This is a genomic window from Streptomyces sp. McG3 (assembly GCF_018619185.1).
Lineage (GTDB): Bacteria > Actinomycetota > Actinomycetes > Streptomycetales > Streptomycetaceae > Streptomyces.
In genome coordinates, this window is record NZ_JAAXYC010000084.1 from 1 (window position 1) to 17,805 (window position 17,805).

Genomic DNA, 17,805 nt, shown 5'->3' on the forward strand with positions numbered 1-17,805 from the left:
CCGGGTGGAGACCGTGCAACAGGCCCAGGCCGCCGGGCTCTCGGCGTGTTCCGGGCTGATCGCCGGGATGGGCGAGAGCGACAAGGACCTGGTCGACGTCGTGTTCGCCCTGCGGGACCTGGACCCCACGTGCTCTTCCACGACACCGCGATCATCTTCGGGCGGTACGCCCGGCAGACCCTGCGCTCCCGCTTCCAGATCTTCTTCGGGATGCTGATGCCGCTGCTCTATCTCCTCTTCTTCGGTCCGCTGCTGCAGGACCTGCCGCTCGGCTCCCCCGCCGACTCCTGGCAGATCCTGGTGCCCGGCCTGCTCCTCCAACTCAGCCTGTTCGGCGCGTCCTTCGCCGGCTTCGCGATCATCGTCGAGAAGTCCACGGGCGTGGTGGAGCGGATGCGGGTGACCCCGGTCAGCCGGCTGGCCCTGCTGCTGGGACGGGTGCTGCGCGACGCCCTGCTCTTCACCTTCCAGGCCGTCCTGCTGGTGCTCGCCGCGCTGCTCATGGGGCTGCGGGCCCCGCTGGCGGGCATCCTCATCGGCTTCGCGTTCACCGGAGTGCTGGCGCTCTCGCTCGCCTCCCTCTCGTACGCCCTGGCCATGCGCGTCACCACCCCGCAGGAGTTCGGGCCGGTGATCAACGCGGTGACGATGCCGGCCATGCTGCTCTCCGGTCTGATGCTGCCCATCACGCTCGGCCCCGGCTGGCTGGACGTCCTCTCCCACTTCACCCCGTTCCGCTATCTGGTGGACGCGGTACGGGACGCCTACACCGGCTCGTACGCCACCGCGCACATGCTCTACGGGGTCCTCGTCGCCGTGGGACTCGCCGCCGCGGCCGTGACAGTGGGCACACGGGTCTTCCGCCGGGCCGGAGCGTAACTACGCTGGGCCCATGGTCAATCTGACGCGCATCTACACCCGGACCGGCGACCAGGGCACCACGGCCCTCGGCGACATGAGCCGCACCGCCAAGACCGATCTGCGGATCTCGGCGTACGCGGACGCCAACGAGGCCAACGCGGCGATCGGGACCGCCATCGCGCTGGGGCAGCTGTCCGAGGAGCTGGTGAAGGTCCTCGTACGCGTCCAGAACGACCTCTTCGACGTGGGCGCGGACCTGTGCACCCCGGTGGTCGAGGACCCGAAGTACCCTCCGCTGCGGGTCGAGCAGTCCTACATCGACAAGCTGGAGGCGGACTGCGACACCTTCCTGGAGGAGCTGGAGAAGCTCCGCAGCTTCATCCTCCCGGGAGGCACGCCGGGGGCCGCCCTGCTCCACCAGGCGTGCACCGTGGTCCGGCGGGCCGAGCGGTCCACCTGGGCGGCGCTGGAGGCGCACGGGGAGTCGATGAACACCCTGACCGCCACCTACCTCAACCGCCTCTCCGACCTCCTGTTCATCCTGGCGCGGAGCGCGAACAAGGAGGTCGGGGACGTGCTGTGGGTGCCGGGCGGCGAGCGGTAGGCCTACCGCCTGTCGGCCGGCTCACGCTCCGCCGTCGCGTCCTCGGGGGCCTGCTTGGGGAACAGCGTGTAGCTCCCGGCGATGATCAGGTTGATGCCGATCACCAGGCCCATCTTCTGCTGCCAGCCCCGCAGCGAGCTGATGTCCCCGCCGGAGCCGACGTACCAGACGGCTGCCTGGAGCAGGCCCAGCGCGACCACCGCGGCGAGGATCCAGCGGGCGGCGGCGCGCCACTCGTGGATCGCGCGGGCCATGCCGTACTTCGGCGGCTTGACCGGCGGCGGGCCGCCGAACCAGCGGTGGGCCACCCAGGCGTCCACCCATCGGACGGTGTGGTGGCCGAGCCCCACCGTGAAGCCGATGTAGACGGCGGCCAGCCCGTGCTTCCAGTCCGGCTCGGCACCGCTCTTCAGGTCGATGGCCGTCACCACCAGCAGCACGACCTCCAGCAGCGGCTCGCACAACAGCACCGCCGCGCCGAGCCTCGGCTTCCTCGCGACGTACCGCAGGGCGAGTCCGGCGGCCAGCAGAACCCAGAATGCGACCTCGCAGGCCACGACCAGTAGGGCGATCACGACTCTCTCCTCCCGTTCCCTTCCAGCCTCCCGGCCGCCGGGCGCGGACACATCGTCGGCAGTGCCGAAACGGGACTGCATCCTTCGATGTAGTCGCGGATCGGCCCGCGAAGGGAGGTCCGGGGGCGGCGGTGCGTGTTGGATGGAGAGGTGCTCACCTCGATCCGCCCCGACCGCGACGCGGTGGCCCTGGCCGTCTCCGGGCTGCTCGGGGGGCTGCTGCTGTGGCTGCTGGGCCTCCACACCCAGGGCGGCCACTCCCTCACCGCACCCTGGGTCACCCTCGTACCGCTGACCGCCATGGCCGCGGCCGAGCTGCTGCGCCGCACCGCACCGCGCACGGCGCTGACGGTCGGCACGCTCGCGCTGGTGGCGGACCAGTTCACCTGGGGCAACCTCGCCACCATCCTGATGTTCACGGACGTCATGTACGCGGCCGTGCTGTACGGGACCCCGGCCGCCGCCCGCCGCCTCCCGGTGGCCACGCTCCTGATCACCGTCGCGTCCACGATCGGCTTCCTGGCCTGGTTCCGGAAGCCCGAGGCCCTGTTGATCGGCCTGGTCATCGGGCTGGTCTCGTTCATCCCCGCCCTCACCGGCGTCAGCGTGCGCACCCACCGCACCGCCGCCGACGCGGCCCGGCTCGCCGCCGCGCAGACCGCGCGGCTGGCCGAGATGGACCGGACGCAGGCGGTGATCGCCGAGCGGGCCCGGATGGCCCGGGAACTGCACGACATGGTGGCCAACCACCTCTCCGCCGTGGCGATCCACTCCACCGCGGCCCTGTCCATCGACGACCCGGAGACCTCGCGGAGCGCCCTGAAGGTGATCCGCGAGAACAGCGTCGAGGGGCTGTCGGAGATGCGCCGGCTGATCGGGCTGCTGCGGGAGGGCGGCGAGGACGACGCCCCGGCGGCGGCCCCGACGCTCGCGTCCCTGGACGTGCTCGTCGAGCAGACGAACGTCAACGGCGTGTCCGGCGGGCTGGTCTGCACCCTGGAGGACGCCGGGAAGGCGGTGTCCTCCGAGCTGCCGACGCCGGTCGAGCTGGCCGCGTACAGGATCGTGCAGGAGTCCCTGACCAACGCCCTCAAACACGCGGCGCCGGGCCCGGTCGTGGTGCGGCTCGCCCACGGCGACGGGGTGCTGACGATCGAGGTGACCAGTGTGTTCGGCAGCCGCCCCGGCCCCACGGCGCCCGGTTCGGGGGCGGGCCTGGTGGGCATGCGGGAGCGGGTGACACTGCTCGGCGGGACGTTCGACGCGGGGGCCGAGCCGGCCGACGACCGCGACCGCGACGACCGCGACGGCGCCGGCGCCGGAACCAAGATCTGGCGGGTGCGGGCTCAACTGCCCGTGACAGAAGGGACGGTGCGGGAATGACGATCCGGGTACTGGTCGCCGAGGACCAGTCGGCGGTGCGCGCGGGGCTGGTGCTGATCCTCTCCAGCGCGCCGGACATCGAGGTCGTCGGAGAGGCGGGGGACGGCGAGGCGGCCGTGCGCCTGGCGCGTGAACTCCGCCCGGACCTGGTGCTGATGGATGTGCAGATGCCGCGCCTCGACGGGGTGGCGGCGACGCGGCAGGTGGTCGAGGAGGAGCTGGCGGACGTCCTGGTGCTGACCACGTTCGATCTGGACGAGTACGTCTTCGGGGCGCTGCGCGCGGGGGCGTCCGGGTTCCTGCTGAAGAACACCGACGCCCGCGATCTGCTGGAGGCGGTACGGACGGTGGCGCGCGGCGAGGGCCTGATCGCCCCGGCGGTGACCCGTCGGCTGATCGCGGAGTTCGCCGGGGCGTCCCCCGTACGCGGCCGGGGGGCGGCCGATCCGGCGGTGCTGGACGCGCTCACCCGGCGCGAGCTGGAGGTGCTGGGGTGTCTGGGCGAGGGCCTGTCGAACGCGGAGATCGCGCTCCGTCTCTCGATGGCCGAGGCCACGGTGAAGACCCACGTCAGCAGGCTGCTGGGCAAACTGGAGCTGCGCAGCCGGGTTCAGGCGGCTGTCCTGGCACAGGAGTTGGGGATTCGGGCCACGTCCTGATCTTTGGTCCAGACCTCTTGACGATTGGTCCAGACCTTCCTACTGTCACCGTCACACACTGCGGTGAGTACGAGAGCACCCGTACTCAGGGCGGCGCAGGGTTTGCAGTCCACGAATCACCCCCGTTTGTTGGACCTCACCCGAGGAGCACCGTTGAGCACTGATACCCCCCAACGCCGATCCAGATTCAGATGGATCCCCGTCCGGAGCGGCCGGTCCAAGGTCATCGCGGGCCTGACCGCACTGGTCGTGCCGCTGGCCGCGATGGTGGGGCTCGCCGCCCCCGCCTCGGCGGCGACGTCGGCCACCGCCACGTACACCAAGAAGTCGGACTGGGGCAGCGGCTTCGAGGGCCAGTGGACGGTGAAGAACACCGGTACCACCGCGCTCTCCTCCTGGACCGTCGAGTGGGACTTCCCCTCGGGCACCACGGCCGGCTCCGGCTGGGACGCCACGATCACCAGCGCCAGTGGCCACTACACCGCCAAGAACCTCTCCTGGAACGGCTCCGTGGCGCCCGGCGCCAGCATCAGCTTCGGCTTCAACGGCACCGGCTCCGGCTCCCCCACGGGCTGCAAGCTGAACGGCGCCTCCTGTGACGGCGGCAGCGTCCCCGGCGACAACGCCCCCTCGGCGCCCGGCACCCCCACCACCAGCGCTGTCACCAACACCTCGGTGACCCTCAGCTGGAGCGCCGCGACGGACGACAAGGGCGTCAAGAACTACGACGTGCTGCGCGACGGCGCGAAGATCGCCACGGTCACCGGCACGACGTACACCAACACCGGCCTGACCGCCGGCACCGACTACTCCTACGCCGTTCAGGCCCGGGACACCGCCGACCAGACCGGCCCGGTCTCCGGCGCCGTCTCCGTGCGGACCACCGGCGGCGGTGGCGAGCAGCCCGGCGGCGACAAGGTCAACCTGGGCTACTTCACCAACTGGGGCGTCTACGGGCGCAACTACCACGTCAAGAACCTGGTGACGTCCGGCTCCGCCGCGAAGATCACGCACATCAACTACGCCTTCGGCAACGTGCAGAACGGCAAGTGCACCATCGGTGACTCGTACGCCGACTACGACAAGGCGTACACCGCCGACCAGTCCGTCGACGGCGTCGCCGACACCTGGGACCAGCCGCTGCGCGGCAACTTCAACCAGCTGCGCAAGCTGAAGGCCAAGTACCCGCACATCAAGATCCTCTGGTCGTTCGGCGGCTGGACCTGGTCCGGCGGCTTCGGCCAGGCCGTGCAGAACCCCGCCGCCTTCGCCCAGTCCTGCTACGACCTGGTCGAGGACCCCCGCTGGGCCGATGTCTTCGACGGCATCGACCTCGACTGGGAGTACCCCAACGCCTGTGGTCTCACCTGTGACACCAGCGGTCCGGCCGCGCTGAAGACCATGGCCGACGCCATGCGGGCCAAGTTCGGCACGAAGAACCTGGTCACCGCCGCCATCACCGCGGACGGCTCCAACGGCGGCAAGATCGACGCGGCCGACTACGGCGGCGCCTCCCAGTCCTTCGACTGGTACAACGTCATGACGTACGACTTCTTCGGCGCCTGGGCGGCCAAGGGCCCGACGGCCCCGCACTCGCCGCTGACCCCGTACACCGGCATCCCGCAGGCCGGCTTCTCCTCCTCCGAGGCCATCGCCAAGCTGAAGGCCAAGGGCGTCCCCGCCAAGAAGCTGCTCCTCGGCATCGGCTTCTACGGCCGCGGCTGGACCGGCGTCACCCAGTCCGCCCCCGGCGGCACGGCGACCGGCGCGGCCCCGGGCACGTACGAGGCGGGCAACGAGGACTACAAGGTCCTGAAGAACACCTGCCCGTCCAACGGCACCATCGCCGGCACCGCCTACGCGCACTGCGGCACCAACTGGTGGAGCTACGACACCCCGGCCACCATCGGCACCAAGATGACCTGGGCGAAGAACCAGGGCCTCGGCGGCGCGTTCTTCTGGGAGTTCTCCGGTGACACCACCAACGGTGAACTGGTGAACGCGATCAAGACCGGCCTCCAGTAACCACGCCGGCGCTCCCCACGCCATAACGGCAAGCAGCACCCCGGAAAAGCACCGGGGAGACGGGTCCGCCCCCCGTCTCCCCGGTTTTTCGCTGTGCACACGCGGTTACGCGACGTTCTCGGGGCACCTGCCCCTCCCCCGGACCTCGTCCGGGGGCCCCTTCCGGCGGGGCCGCCCATCAGGCCACGTTGACCCGCTGGCCCGGCGGCGCCGCCTCCAGCCAGGCGAGGAAGCCGGTCAGGGCGTCCTCGCTCATCGCCAGCTCCAGGCGTGTCCCGTGGTGAAGACAGCCGAGCACGACGGAGTCGGACAGGAGCGCGAGCTCCTCCTCGCCCTCCGGAAGCCGGCGGGCGATCACCTCGATCGCAGAACGCTCCAGGCCCCGGCGGGGGCGAGGAGCGTAGGAGAAGACCCGGAACCAGTCGACGCGGTCACCGCTGTAGCGGGCGACCCCGTAGACCCAGCCCTTGCCGAGCGCATCGGGTTCCTCCGACACGTCCCAGCGCAGGCTGCAGTCGAAGGTCCCTCCGGACCGCTGGATCAGCCTCCGGCGCAGGCCGAAGACGAACAGTCCCAACAGGACCGTGACGATGACGGACGCGCCCACCCACAACGCGAGGACCATCTCCACCGACCTCCTCGCATCGTCGAGTAACGAACACCGAAACCGTATTGCACCTGCATCGCCTCAGCCGCGACACGGCTGGATTGCTCCAGCTCGGGCCGCGGCTGAGTAAAGACATCTCTCCGTGGGGGTGCTAGCGCACCGCCACCGCGCGCAGTCGTACGTCGGCGCGCCGCTGGGCAGCGGCGTCCGCGTCCGACTTCGCGAGTTCCAGCGCCCGCTCGGCGCGCTCGACATCGATCTCGTCGGCCAGCTCGGCGATCTCGGCCAGCAGCGACAGCTTGTCGTCCGCGAACGAGATGAATCCACCGTGCACAGCGGCGATGACGGTGCCGCCCTCACTCGTGCGGATCGTCACCGGGCCCGATTCCAGCACACCGAGAAGCGGCTGGTGACCGGGCATGACGCCGATGTCGCCGGACGTGGTGCGCGCGACGACCAGGGTGGCCTCGCCGGACCAGACACTTCGGTCGGCGGCGACCAGCTCGACATGCAGCTCAGCAGCCAAGGGTGGCTCCTCGGGTCACCACCCGGCCGCCCGGCCGGGTGTCGGTTCAATTCTACGGGGCGTGGTGAGGGGGGCGGGACACACCCACCCCCCTCGGTGAGCCGGAGGCTCAGGAGACGCCGAGCTCCTTGGCCTTGGCCTTGAGGTCGTCCAGGCCACCGCACATGAAGAACGCCTGCTCGGGGAAGTGGTCGTAGTCCCCGTCGCAGATCGCGTTGAACGCGGAGATCGACTCGTCGAGCGGAACGTCCGAACCGTCCAGGCCGGTGAACTGCTTGGCGGCGTGAGTGTTCTGCGACAGGAAGCGCTCGACGCGACGGGCACGGTGGACAACGAGCTTGTCCTCCTCGCCCAGCTCGTCGATACCGAGGATCGCGATGATGTCCTGGAGGTCCTTGTACTTCTGGAGGATCCCCTTGACGCGGCTGGCCGCGGCGTAGTGGTCCTGCGAGATGTAACGCGGGTCCAGGATGCGGGACGTGGAGTCCAGCGGGTCCACGGCCGGGTAGATGCCCTTCTCGGAGATCGGACGGGAGAGAACCGTCGTCGCGTCGAGGTGGGCGAACGTGGTGGCCGGGGCCGGGTCGGTCAGGTCGTCCGCGGGGACGTAGATCGCCTGCATCGAGGTGATCGAGTGACCACGCGTCGAGGTGATGCGCTCCTGGAGCACACCCATCTCGTCGGCCAGGGTCGGCTGGTAACCCACCGCGGACGGCATGCGGCCGAGCAGCGTGGAGACCTCGGAGCCGGCCTGCGTGAAGCGGAAGATGTTGTCGATGAAGAGCAGCACGTCCTGCTTCTGCACATCGCGGAAGTACTCCGCCATGGTCAGGGCGGACAGGGCCACGCGCAGACGCGTCCCCGGCGGCTCGTCCATCTGGCCGAAGACGAGCGCGGTCTTCTCCAGAACGCCCGACTCGGTCATCTCGTCGATGAGGTCGTTGCCCTCACGGGTGCGCTCACCGACACCGGCGAACACCGACACACCGTCGTGCAGCTTCGCCACACGCATGATCATTTCCTGGATGAGGACCGTCTTGCCGACGCCCGCACCACCGAACAGACCGATCTTGCCGCCCTTGACGTACGGGGTCAGCAGGTCGACGACCTTCAGGCCGGTCTCGAACATCTCGGTCTTGGACTCGAGCTGGTCGAAGGCCGGGGCCTTGCGGTGGATCGGCCAGCGCTCGGTGATCTGCGCCTCGGCCTCCGGCTCGTTCAGGATCTGACCGAGGGTGTTGAACACCTTGCCCTTGGTGATGTCGCCCACGGGGACGGTGATGCCCGCGCCCGTGTTGGTCACCGCGGCCTGGCGGACCAGGCCGTCGGTGGGCTGCATCGAGATCGCACGGACCACACCGTCACCCAGGTGCTGGGCGACTTCCAGGGTCAGCGTCTTGCGGGCGCCGTCCTCGGCGGGGTCCGCGACCTCGACGTGGAGGGCGTTGTAGATCTCCGGCATCGCGTCGACGGGGAACTCCACGTCGACGACCGGGCCGATGACCCGGGCGACGCGGCCCGTGGCAGCGGCCGTCTCAACTGTCGTCGTCATTACTTGTCACTCCCCGCGGTCGCGTCGGCCAGAGCACTGGCACCGCCGACGATCTCGCTGATTTCCTGGGTGATTTCGGCCTGTCGGGCCGCGTTGGCAAGCCGGGACAGGCTCTTGATGAGGTCTCCGGCGTTGTCGGTGGCCGACTTCATCGCGCGGCGGCGGGCAGCGTGCTCGGAAGCTGCTGCCTGCAGCAGTGCGTTGTAGATGCGGCTCTCGACGTAGCGCGGCAGAAGGGCGTCGAGGACGTCCTCGGCCGACGGCTCGAAGTCGAACAGCGGCAGGATCTCACCCTTGCGGGTGCTCTCCTGCGCCACCTCGTCGAGCGAAAGCGGCAGCATCCGGTCGTCGACCGCGTTCTGCGTCATCATCGACACGAATTCCGTGAAGACGATGTGCAGCTCGTCGACGCCGCCCTCGGCCGTGTCCTTCTGGATGGCCTCGATCAACGGGGCGGCGATGCTCTTGGCATCGGAGTACGCCGGGTTGTCGGTGAAGCCGGTCCAGGAGTCCTCGACCTTGCGCTCGCGGAAGCCGTAGTACGCGACACCCTTGCGGCCGACGATGAACGTGTCGACCTCCTTGCCCTCGGAGGCAAGGCGCTCCCGCAGTCGCTCCGCGGCCTTGATGGCGTTGGAGGAGTAGCCGCCGGCCAGACCGCGGTCGCTCGTGACGAGCAGGACCGCGGCCCGGGTCGGGGCGTCGACCTCGGTGGTGAGCGGGTGCTTGGCGTTGGAGCCGGTCGCCACCGCGGTCACCGCACGGGTGAGCTCGGTCGCGTACGGCTTGGACGCCGCCACCTTGCGCTGCGCCTTGACGATGCGCGAGGCGGCGATCATCTCCATCGCCTTGGTGATCTTCTTGGTCGCGGTGACGGCTTGGATGCGGCGCTTGTAAACGCGAAGCTGAGCGCCCATCGATCAGCCCTCGCCCAGGAGCTTGCCGTCCGAGGTCTCGAACTGCTGCTTGAAGGCGGCGATCGCGTCGGCGATCGACTGCAGCGTGTCGTCGGACATCTTGCCGCCCTCGGCGATGCTGGTCAGGAGGTCCTTGCGCTCACGGCGCAGGAACTCCAGCAGCTCGGCCTCGAAGCGACGGATGTCCTCGACCGGGACGTCGTCCATCTTGCCCGTGGTGCCGGCCCAGACCGAGACGACCTGCTCCTCCATCGGGAACGGGGCGTACTGCGGCTGCTTCAGCAGCTCGACCATGCGCTTACCGCGCTCCAGCGAGGCCTTCGAGGCCGCGTCCAGGTCGGAACCAAAGGCGGCGAACGCCTCCAGCTCGCGGTACTGGGCGAGGTCCACGCGAAGCCGGCCGGAGACCTGCTTCATGGCCTTGTGCTGGGCGGAGCCACCGACTCGGGAGACCGAGATACCGACGTTGAGCGCCGGACGCTGACCCGCGTTGAACAGGTCGGACTCCAGGAAGCACTGGCCGTCGGTGATGGAGATGACGTTGGTCGGAATGAACGCCGACACGTCGTTCGCCTTGGTCTCGACGATCGGGAGGCCCGTCATCGAACCCGCGCCCATCTCGTCGGAGAGCTTGGCGCAGCGCTCCAGCAGACGCGAGTGGAGGTAGAAGACGTCACCCGGGTAGGCCTCGCGGCCCGGCGGGCGGCGCAGCAGCAGGGACACGGCGCGGTAGGCGTCGGCCTGCTTCGAGAGGTCGTCGAAGATGATCAGGACGTGCTTGCCGTCGTACATCCAGTGCTGGCCGATGGCCGAACCGGTGTACGGCGCCAGGTACTTGAAGCCGGCCGGGTCGGACGCCGGGGCGGCGACGATGGTCGTGTACTCCAGCGCACCGGCCTCTTCGAGCGCACCACGCACGGAGGCGATGGTGGAACCCTTCTGACCGATGGCGACGTAGATGCAGCGGACCTGCTTGTTCACGTCGCCCGAGCGCCAGTTGTCGCGCTGGTTGATGATCGTGTCGACGGCCAGAGCGGTCTTACCCGTCTGACGGTCGCCGATGATCAGCTGACGCTGGCCGCGGCCGATCGGCACCATGGCGTCGACGGCCTTGTAGCCGGTCTGCATCGGCTCGTGCACCGACTTGCGGACCATGACGCCAGGGGCCTGCAGCTCGAGGGCGCGGCGGCTGTCGGTCGCGATCTCGCCGAGACCGTCGATCGGGTTGCCGAGCGGGTCGACGACGCGGCCGAGGTAACCCTCGCCGACGCCTACGGAGAGCACCTCACCGGTGCGCTGCACCGGCTGGCCCTCCTCGATTCCGCTGAACTCGCCGAGGACGATCGCACCGATCTCGCGCTCCTCGAGGTTGAGGGCGAGACCGAGGGTGCCGTCCTCGAACTTCAGCAGCTCGTTCGCCATGGCGGAGGGAAGACCCTCCACCTTCGCGATGCCGTCGCCGGCAACGCTGACCGTACCGACCTCCTCGCGCGAGGCCGCGTCCGGCTGGTACGACTGGACAAAGTTATCCAGTGCGTCCCGGATCTCCTCCGGCCGGATCGTGAGCTCCGCCATCTGGGTTCCCTGCTCTCCTTGTTGGGCCCGAAGTTTCTTAAGGGGGTCTGGGGGCCGACCCCCAGGAATCTTCTGCAATTTCTGCACGGCCCAACCGGGCCGCTGGTCTTGCTTGTTCTTGTGCGCTGCGCTGTGTCAGCCGGCCATGCGGCGGGTCGCCTCTTCGAGGCGCTCCGCGACGGTGCCGTTGATGATCTCGTCACCGACGCGCACCGAGATCCCGCCGAGGACCGCGGGGTCCACGTCCAGGTTCAGGTGCATCTGCCGGCCGTAGAGCTTCGCCAGGGCGTCGCCGAGGCGCTGCTTCTGCCGGTCGCTGAGCGGCACCGCCGAGGTGACGACGGCGACCATGCGGTCCCGGCGCTCCGCGGCGAGCTTGGACAGCGAGTCCAGCCCTGCTTCCAGGCTACGTCCACGGGGCTGGGTGACCAGGCGGACGATGATCCGCTCGGTGACCGGCTGCGCCTTGCCGCCGAGCAGGCTGCGGAGCAGCTCGCCCTTGGCGGACGGCGTGGCCGTACGGCTGGTGAGCGCGGAGCGCAGCTCCTTGTCGGAGCCGACGATCCGGCCGAACCGGAACAGCTCGTCCTCGACGTCGTCGAGGTTGCCGCCGCGCTGGGCCGCGGTGAGGTCTGCGGTGTTCGCCAGCTCCTCGACCGAGTCCACCAGGTCACGCGACTGCGACCAGCGGGACCGGACCAGTCCGGACACCAGGTCGACGGTCTCGCCGCCCACCTGTCCGCCGAGCAGACGCGCGGCCAGCTCGGCCTTGCTCTCGCCGCTCTGGGCCGGGTCGGTGAGGACCCGGCGCAGGGATACTTCGCGGTGGAGCAGCGCGGTGACCGATGCCAGCTCCTCGGCGAGCTTCGCCGCGTCGACCGACGTGTTGTCGGTCAGCGCGTCGAGACGCTCGCGTGCGGCAGCCAGTGCTTCGCGGCTCGCGCTGTTCATCGGGCTGCCTCGGCCTTCGCCTCGAGCTCGTCGAGGAAACGGTCGACGGTGCCGCTCTGCCGGGCGTGGTCCTGGAGGGACTCGCCGACGAGCTTGCCGGCCAGGTCGGTGGCGAGCTTGCCCACGTCCTGACGCAGCGCCGAGGCAGCGGCCTTGCGGTCGGCCTCGATCTGGGTGTGGCCGGCGGCGATGATCTCTTCGCGCTGCCGCTGACCTTCCGCCTTCATCTCCTGGATGATGACGGCACCCTGCTCCTGCGCCTCCTGGCGCAGACGGGCGGCCTCGTGGCGGGCTTCGGCGAGCTGAGCCTTGTACTGCTCAAGAACGCTCTGAGCCTCGATCTGGGCCGATTCGGCCTTCTCGATGCCACCCTCGATCGCCTCGCGGCGCTCTTCCAGGGTCTTGTTGATCACCGGAAGCAGCTTCTTCGAGAAGACGAAGAAGACGATGCCGAAGCAGATCAAGCCGATGACGACTTCAGGCCAGACCGGGAGCAGAGGCATCTGCGGTTCCTCGGCTGCCAGGTACATCATGGTGGACCTTTCGTCGAATGGGGCTACAGCCACAACGTCACTTGACGATGAACGGAACGACGAAGCCGATCAGGGCCAGGGCCTCGACGACGGCGAAGCCGAGCAGCATGTTCTGGCGGATGAGGCCGGCAGCCTCGGGCTGGCGGGCGATGGCCTGCACACCGTTACCGAAGATGATGCCGATGCCGATGCCGGGGCCGATCGCGGCGAGGCCGTAGCCGATGGTGCCGACGTTGCCGTTCACGGCCGCGAGGGTCTCGAAAGCAGCAGACATGTCTGTGGTTCCTTCTCTTGGTGGGTCCGGTGGAAATGGTCTTCGCACCGGGCGACTGGGGATCTGAGGGCGGGAGCCGGGGGCCGGCAGGTCCTCAGTGGGCTTCTTCGAGCGCCTGGGAGAGGTACGTGGCGGTCAGCACGGTGAACACGTAGGCCTGAAGGGCCTGGATGAACATCTCGAACACGGTGATGACCAGCGTCATGATGAACGACGCGCCGGCGTAGACCGTGCCCAGGACCGTGCCGAGCATGTACCAGGTGGCGATCGTGAAGATCAGGATCAGGATGTGGCCCGCGAACATGTTCGCGAAGAGTCGGACAGCCAGCGTGAACGGGCGGACGATGACGTTGGAGATGAACTCCAGCGGCGTCAGCAGCACGTAGATCGGCTTGGGCAGACCGCTCGGGACGCAGAGGTTGCGGATACCCCCGACGAATCCGTTCGACCGGAACGTCACCGTCATGTACGTGACCCAGACCACCAGCGCGAGGCCGACGGGGTAGGCGATGACGGAGCTGACCGGGAACTGGGCGAGCGGGATGAGGGCCCAGAGGTTCAGGATCCAGACGAAGAAGAACAGGGAGACCAGCAGCGGGACGAAGGGCTCGCCCTTCTTGCCGATGACCTCCTTGGCGATACCTCGGTGGACGAAGTCGTACAGCGCCTCGGCGACCATCTGCAGCTTGCCCGGGACGACCTTCGGCTTCGAGAAACCGGCCCAGAAGAAGGCCAGGATCGCGAAGGTTCCGATGATCGCGAGCAACATGGGCTTGTTGAACTCGACAGACCCGACAGTGAAGAGCGGGTCGAAGATGAACGACCACACACTGGGAGCTTGGAACCCGCAGTCCTTGAACAGGTGGCAGTTCGTCTCGAAGGCGAGCGTCTGGGCGTCAGTCACCAAGAGCTCCTTCTGCATGGCGCATGGATGCGGCTACCTCGTTGTGTCGGAGCGGCGGGTGGCCGCAGGTCGGCACCGGACTGGTTCTTACGGTGAGGAGGCGGCGGCCGGGCCCGAAGCCTCGCGATGAATCAAGCGACCGCCTTGTTGCCCGCGCTCGCACTACCGCAACCGAGACCGGACGATAGCAGCACGTCGAACATGGCTTTATTCCGCCCCTACTCATCACGATCTCCCCCAGGGCCGCCCCGACGGTTCCGGGCGTCCGCGTCGGGGTCGACGTAAAGGGTCTTGCTCCGGGAGTGCAGTACGGCCTGCGTGGTGATCCACGTGATGACGGCCGCGACCAGCGAGAGGGCGAAGACCTGAAGATCGAAGAGCGAGGTGTTCCTGATGCTCAGGATGAAGATGAGCAGGAGCACGAGCTGAGCCGAGTAAATCATCAGCCCCATGCCCTGGAACAGGTGAGGCATGGTCTTGCCGACCCAGTTGAGCGCCAGCAGTCCGAGCGCCATGAAGACGATCACGACCACGCAGCCCACCGCGGCACCGATCGCCCCCTCGCCGCCGGCGAGCAGACCGCCGACAAGCGTGGCGATGGCTCCCACCGCGGCGGTGGGGGTGGCGATGCGCAGTAGTTCGCGCATGTCGGACTGCATGGCGGCAGCTCCACTGGTCTGAGGGGAGGAATGGGGCGTCGTCATGGACGAGCGTAGGCCCGGTCCGCGAGGCGGATTTTCGGGCCAATGGACCGTCCTACAAGGGTCCTTCGGCTCCGTCACCGGGTCTCGTGAACGGTATCACAAACTATTTGATGAGGTCTTTACCTCAAAGGTGTGCCAACTGTCACACATGAGAGTTAATCCGCGCGTGTGTGCACGACAAGACGGCGCAATGTCTGATAATGCACCGCGAGTTCCGAATCGTCAGCGTGAGGAGTCGATCGAGCGGCGATCCGGGAACCGAGAACGAGCGCCGATCGCGGTAGCACCGTTGACGCCGGACACTCCGACCGCCACGGGAGCCCGTTCGGCGGCCTCCTCGCCCATCCGCGCGTCTGCCGGGCCCTGTTGGGCCCCGGAAGCCACGGGCGCCGGCCTCTCCTCGTACGGGACGGCCGGATCCTGCTCCGCTCCGCGGTGGCGGTAGCGCGGCGGCACGAAGCGGTTGGCCCAGTGCGGGGCACGCGGGGTGAAGCGCGGCATCAGCAGCAGGACGAGGCCCACCGCGCTCGCCGCGATGATCACGAACACGATCCACGAGGACGCCGAGTGCACGGAGTAACCGACGGCGCCGAAGGCGATGAGGGCCGACCAGAAGTACATGATCAGCACGGCCCGGCTGTGCGAGTGGCCGATCTCCAGCAGTCGGTGGTGCAGGTGGCCCCGGTCGGCGGCGAACGGCGACTGGCCGTTCCAGGTGCGACGGACGATGGCGAGGACCAGGTCGGCGGCCGGGATCGCGATGATCGTCAACGGCAGCACCAGCGGGATGAAGACCGGGAGCAGCGCGTGGGTGGCCTCGCGCTCACTGCCCTCGAAGATCTTCATGAGGTCCGGGTCGACCTGGCCGGTGATCGAGATCGCGCCCGCCGCCAGCACCAGGCCGATCAGCATCGAGCCCGAGTCGCCCATGAAGATCCGCGCCGGGTGCATGTTGTGCGGCATGAAGCCGAGGCACATCCCCATCAGGATCGCCGCGAACAGGGTCGCGGGGGCCGCCGCCTCGATGCCGTATCCCATCCAGAGGCGGTACGCGTACAGGAAGAACGCCGCCGACGCGATGCACACCATGCCCGCCGCGAGCCCGTCCAGGCCGTCGACGAAGTTGACCGCGTTGATCGTGATGACGACCAGCGCCACCGTGAGCAGCGTGCCCTGCCACTGGGTGAGGGCCACCGTGCCGACGCCCGGGATCGGCAGCCACAGGATCGTGAGCCCCTGGATGACCATGACGGCGGCGGCGATCATCTGGCCGCCGAGCTTGATCAGGGCGTCGATCTCGAACTTGTCGTCGAGGACGCCGATCAGCCAGATCAGGGCGGCGCCGGAGAGCAACGCCCTCGGCTCGTTGGAGAGTTCGAAGACACCCTGGAGATTGAAGAGGTGGTCCGCGACGATCAGCCCCGCGCACAGTCCGCCGAACATGGCGATCCCACCGAGCCGGGGTGTCGGCTCGCGGTGGACGTCGCGCGCACGGATCGCGGGCATCGCCCCGACCGCGATGGCGAACTTACGCACCGGTCCGGTCAGCAGATAGGTCACCGCTGCCGTAACACAGAGCGTCAGCAGGTAATCACGCACGGGCTGCCCCACAGAACTCGCCGGTCATCCAAAAACCACACCCTAGTCTCTGAAACAAGGACTCCACGGTACGGATGATGGTTGCACAGGGTTCGAGGGCCTCGGACAGGACGGAGTGCTCCGCTCCGGGGGCCGCGGAGTTCGCTACCCGGGGTACGGCGGATGGCGCGTGACGAGTTCGCGGACCTCCGCCGCGATCGGGCTCACGTCGTCCGTCTCCCGTACGGCCGCTCCGAACAGGGCCGCGATCCGGGCCATGTCCCCGTCGTCCATTCCCTGGGTGGTGACGGCGGCCGTGCCCAGGCGGATGCCCCGGGCGTCCCCGTACGGCAGTGCGCAGGTGTCCAGGACCACACCGGCCGCCGCCAGCCGCTCCCGGGCGGTGCGGCCCTCGACGCCGAGCGGGGCCGGGTCCGCGACGACGATGTGGGTGTCCGTGCCGCCCGTGGTCACCTCGAAGCCCTCCGCCTCCAGGCCGGCGGCCAGCACCCGGGCGTGGGCGACGACCTGGTGGGCGTAGAGGGTGTACGCGGGGGTCGCCGCCTCCCCGAACGCGACGGCCTTCGCCGCCACCGTGTGCATCTGCGCGCCGCCCTGGGTGAACGGGAACACCGCCCGGTCGATCCGCTCGGCCAGCTCCGCGCCGCACAGGATCATGCCGCCGCGCGGGCCGCGCAGCACCTTGTGCGTGGTGGCGCAGACCACGTCGGCGTACGGGACCGGGCTCGGCGCCGCTCCCCCGGCGATCAGCCCCATCGGGTGGGCGGCGTCCACGATCAGGTACGCGCCCACCTCGTCGGCGATCTCCCGGAACAGCGCGTAGTCGGGGTGGCGGGGGTAGGAGATCGAGCCGCAGACGATCGCCCCGGGGCGGCGGGCGCGCGCCAGGGCGCGGAGCCGGGTGTAGTCGATCAGCCCGGTGTCCGGGTCCACCCCGTAGCCGACGAAGTCGAACCAGCGGCCGGAGAAGTTGCCCGGCGCCCCGTGGGTGAGGTGCCCCCCGTACGGCAGTCCCATCGCGAGCACCGTGTCGCCGGGGCGGAGCAGCGCGGCGTAGGCGGCGAGGACGGCCGAGGAGCCGGAGTGCGGCTGGACGTTGGCGTGTTCGGCGCCGAAGAGGGCGGTGGCCCGGCGGACCGCGATGCGTTCGGCGGCGTCCGCGTGCTCGCAGCCGCCGTGGTGGCGGGCGCCCGGGTACCCCTCGGCGTACTTGTTGCCGAGCGGGGAGCCGAGGGCCGCCAGAACCGCGGGCGACTGGAAGTTCTCGGCGGCGATCAGCTGGAGGGTGGCGGCCTGTCTGCCGGTCTCCGCCAGCAGCACTCCGGCGACCTCCGGGTCCTGGCGGAGCAGGGCGTCGAAGTCCTGGGGCAGGGCGTCGGGCGCGGGCGACACGGCTGCGGGTGCGGCGGGAGAGGTGACCGGCATGGGACGGCTCCGGGCCTGGAGGTGGGTGCGCCGGCGAGGGGTGCCGGTGTCAGCTCCAACGTACGCCGGGGCCGGGCGGCGTGCCCGCTGTCGCGGGGTGCCGTACGCCGGTCGGCGCACCCGCCCCCGGT

18 protein-coding genes and 1 pseudogene are annotated in these 17,805 nt (G+C 69.2%); 6 read left to right on the plus strand and 13 right to left on the minus strand.

The annotated features are described in order from the left end of the window. The 3 genes and pseudogenes from HET64_RS16175 to HET64_RS16185 all read left to right on the plus strand — a co-directional run. A pseudogene (locus HET64_RS16175) lies at positions 1 to 127 on the plus strand (biotin synthase BioB); the annotation flags it as partial. Positions 128 to 129: 2 nt separating this feature from the next. Next, positions 130 to 879 carry an ABC transporter permease gene (locus HET64_RS16180; RefSeq protein ID WP_215106179.1) on the plus strand — a complete coding sequence of 250 codons (750 nt, stop codon included), beginning with the start codon at positions 130 to 132 and terminating at the stop codon, positions 877 to 879. Positions 880 to 892: 13 nt separating this feature from the next. After that, positions 893 to 1,465, plus strand: coding sequence for a cob(I)yrinic acid a,c-diamide adenosyltransferase (locus HET64_RS16185; protein WP_215106182.1), 573 nt, complete (start codon positions 893 to 895; stop codon positions 1,463 to 1,465). 2 nt (positions 1,466 to 1,467) lie between these two features. Here the strand turns inward: HET64_RS16185 and HET64_RS16190 are convergent, their stop codons facing one another. Continuing rightward, on the minus strand, positions 1,468 to 2,040 hold the full coding sequence (locus tag HET64_RS16190) for a hypothetical protein (RefSeq protein WP_215106184.1): 573 nt from the start codon (positions 2,038 to 2,040) through the stop codon (positions 1,468 to 1,470). A 150-nt stretch (positions 2,041 to 2,190) separates the two neighbouring features. On the opposite strand from HET64_RS16190, the gene HET64_RS16195 reads away from it, so the two are divergent. The 3 genes from HET64_RS16195 to HET64_RS16205 all read left to right on the plus strand — a co-directional run bounded on the left by HET64_RS16195 (position 2,191) and on the right by HET64_RS16205 (position 6,107). Next, a complete protein-coding gene (locus HET64_RS16195; RefSeq protein ID WP_215106185.1) occupies positions 2,191 to 3,423 on the plus strand; it encodes a histidine kinase in 1,233 nt (410 codons plus the stop codon). Next, positions 3,420 to 4,082, plus strand: a complete 663-nt coding sequence (locus HET64_RS16200) for a response regulator transcription factor (protein ID WP_215106186.1) — start codon at positions 3,420 to 3,422, stop codon at positions 4,080 to 4,082. Before HET64_RS16195 ends, HET64_RS16200 begins: the two co-directional genes overlap by 4 nt. Positions 4,083 to 4,235: 153 nt before the next feature. Further along, positions 4,236 to 6,107, plus strand: a complete 1,872-nt coding sequence (locus HET64_RS16205; protein ID WP_215106187.1) for a glycoside hydrolase family 18 chitinase — start codon at positions 4,236 to 4,238, stop codon at positions 6,105 to 6,107. A 178-nt stretch (positions 6,108 to 6,285) separates the two neighbouring features. Here the strand turns inward: HET64_RS16205 and HET64_RS16210 are convergent, their stop codons facing one another. From HET64_RS16210 to glyA, 12 genes are all read right to left on the minus strand, one after another. Next, on the minus strand, positions 6,286 to 6,732 hold the full coding sequence (locus HET64_RS16210; RefSeq protein ID WP_026290719.1) for a DUF2550 domain-containing protein: 447 nt from the start codon (positions 6,730 to 6,732) through the stop codon (positions 6,286 to 6,288). A 133-nt stretch (positions 6,733 to 6,865) separates the two neighbouring features. Beyond that, entirely contained in the window at positions 6,866 to 7,240 is a 375-nt protein-coding gene (locus HET64_RS16215; RefSeq protein WP_003966248.1) for a F0F1 ATP synthase subunit epsilon, read from the minus strand. Positions 7,241 to 7,349: 109 nt separating this feature from the next. Next, positions 7,350 to 8,792, minus strand: coding sequence for a F0F1 ATP synthase subunit beta (atpD, locus tag HET64_RS16220; protein ID WP_069755422.1), 1,443 nt, complete (start codon positions 8,790 to 8,792; stop codon positions 7,350 to 7,352). Then, complete coding sequence (locus HET64_RS16225; protein ID WP_215106188.1) at positions 8,792 to 9,709, minus strand: F0F1 ATP synthase subunit gamma; 918 nt, start codon at positions 9,707 to 9,709, stop codon at positions 8,792 to 8,794. Before HET64_RS16225 ends, atpD begins: the two co-directional genes overlap by 1 nt. 3 nt (positions 9,710 to 9,712) lie before the next feature. After that, the gene (gene atpA, locus HET64_RS16230) at positions 9,713 to 11,284 is read right to left on the minus strand and encodes a F0F1 ATP synthase subunit alpha (RefSeq protein ID WP_215106189.1); all 1,572 of its coding nucleotides are present in this window, start codon (positions 11,282 to 11,284) and stop codon (positions 9,713 to 9,715) included. A 135-nt stretch (positions 11,285 to 11,419) separates the two neighbouring features. Further along, positions 11,420 to 12,235, minus strand: a complete 816-nt coding sequence (locus HET64_RS16235; protein ID WP_215106190.1) for a F0F1 ATP synthase subunit delta — start codon at positions 12,233 to 12,235, stop codon at positions 11,420 to 11,422. Further along, the gene (locus HET64_RS16240; RefSeq protein ID WP_003966253.1) at positions 12,232 to 12,768 is read right to left on the minus strand and encodes a F0F1 ATP synthase subunit B; all 537 of its coding nucleotides are present in this window, start codon (positions 12,766 to 12,768) and stop codon (positions 12,232 to 12,234) included. The genes HET64_RS16235 and HET64_RS16240 overlap by 4 nt, the downstream gene beginning before the upstream one ends. 37 nt (positions 12,769 to 12,805) lie before the next feature. After that, entirely contained in the window at positions 12,806 to 13,042 is a 237-nt protein-coding gene (gene atpE / locus HET64_RS16245; protein ID WP_003966254.1) for an ATP synthase F0 subunit C, read from the minus strand. A gap of 94 nt (positions 13,043 to 13,136) precedes the next feature. Further along, positions 13,137 to 13,964, minus strand: a complete 828-nt coding sequence (atpB, locus tag HET64_RS16250; protein WP_003966255.1) for a F0F1 ATP synthase subunit A — start codon at positions 13,962 to 13,964, stop codon at positions 13,137 to 13,139. A 200-nt stretch (positions 13,965 to 14,164) separates the two neighbouring features. After that, a complete protein-coding gene (locus tag HET64_RS16255) occupies positions 14,165 to 14,605 on the minus strand; it encodes a hypothetical protein (protein ID WP_215106191.1) in 441 nt (146 codons plus the stop codon). A 267-nt stretch (positions 14,606 to 14,872) separates the two neighbouring features. Continuing rightward, positions 14,873 to 16,261: an MraY family glycosyltransferase gene (locus tag HET64_RS16260; protein ID WP_215106192.1), complete on the minus strand. Its 1,389-nt coding sequence runs from the start codon at positions 16,259 to 16,261 to the stop codon at positions 14,873 to 14,875. A 132-nt stretch (positions 16,262 to 16,393) separates the two neighbouring features. Beyond that, positions 16,394 to 17,674, minus strand: a complete 1,281-nt coding sequence (gene glyA / locus HET64_RS16265) for a serine hydroxymethyltransferase (protein WP_215106193.1) — start codon at positions 17,672 to 17,674, stop codon at positions 16,394 to 16,396. Between the last annotated feature and the right edge of the window lie 131 nt (positions 17,675 to 17,805).

Bases quoted from the DNA above. Each gene is read 5' to 3' on its own strand.
- HET64_RS16225 (WP_215106188.1), bottom strand. From the start codon at position 9,709: ATGGGCGCTCAGCTTCGCGTTTACAAGCGCCGCATCCAAGCCGTCACC.
- glyA (WP_215106193.1), bottom strand. From the start codon at position 17,674: ATGCCGGTCACCTCTCCCGCCGCACCCGCAGCCGTGTCGCCCGCGCCC.
- HET64_RS16185 (WP_215106182.1), top strand. From the start codon at position 893: ATGGTCAATCTGACGCGCATCTACACCCGGACCGGCGACCAGGGCACC.
- atpB (WP_003966255.1), bottom strand. From the start codon at position 13,964: ATGCAGAAGGAGCTCTTGGTGACTGACGCCCAGACGCTCGCCTTCGAG.
- atpD (WP_069755422.1), bottom strand. From the start codon at position 8,792: ATGACGACGACAGTTGAGACGGCCGCTGCCACGGGCCGCGTCGCCCGG.
- HET64_RS16240 (WP_003966253.1), bottom strand. From the start codon at position 12,768: ATGATGTACCTGGCAGCCGAGGAACCGCAGATGCCTCTGCTCCCGGTC.
- HET64_RS16210 (WP_026290719.1), bottom strand. From the start codon at position 6,732: ATGGTCCTCGCGTTGTGGGTGGGCGCGTCCGTCATCGTCACGGTCCTG.
- HET64_RS16255 (WP_215106191.1), bottom strand. From the start codon at position 14,605: ATGCAGTCCGACATGCGCGAACTACTGCGCATCGCCACCCCCACCGCC.
- atpA (WP_215106189.1), bottom strand. From the start codon at position 11,284: ATGGCGGAGCTCACGATCCGGCCGGAGGAGATCCGGGACGCACTGGAT.
- atpE (WP_003966254.1), bottom strand. From the start codon at position 13,042: ATGTCTGCTGCTTTCGAGACCCTCGCGGCCGTGAACGGCAACGTCGGC.
- HET64_RS16200 (WP_215106186.1), top strand. From the start codon at position 3,420: ATGACGATCCGGGTACTGGTCGCCGAGGACCAGTCGGCGGTGCGCGCG.
- HET64_RS16235 (WP_215106190.1), bottom strand. From the start codon at position 12,235: ATGAACAGCGCGAGCCGCGAAGCACTGGCTGCCGCACGCGAGCGTCTC.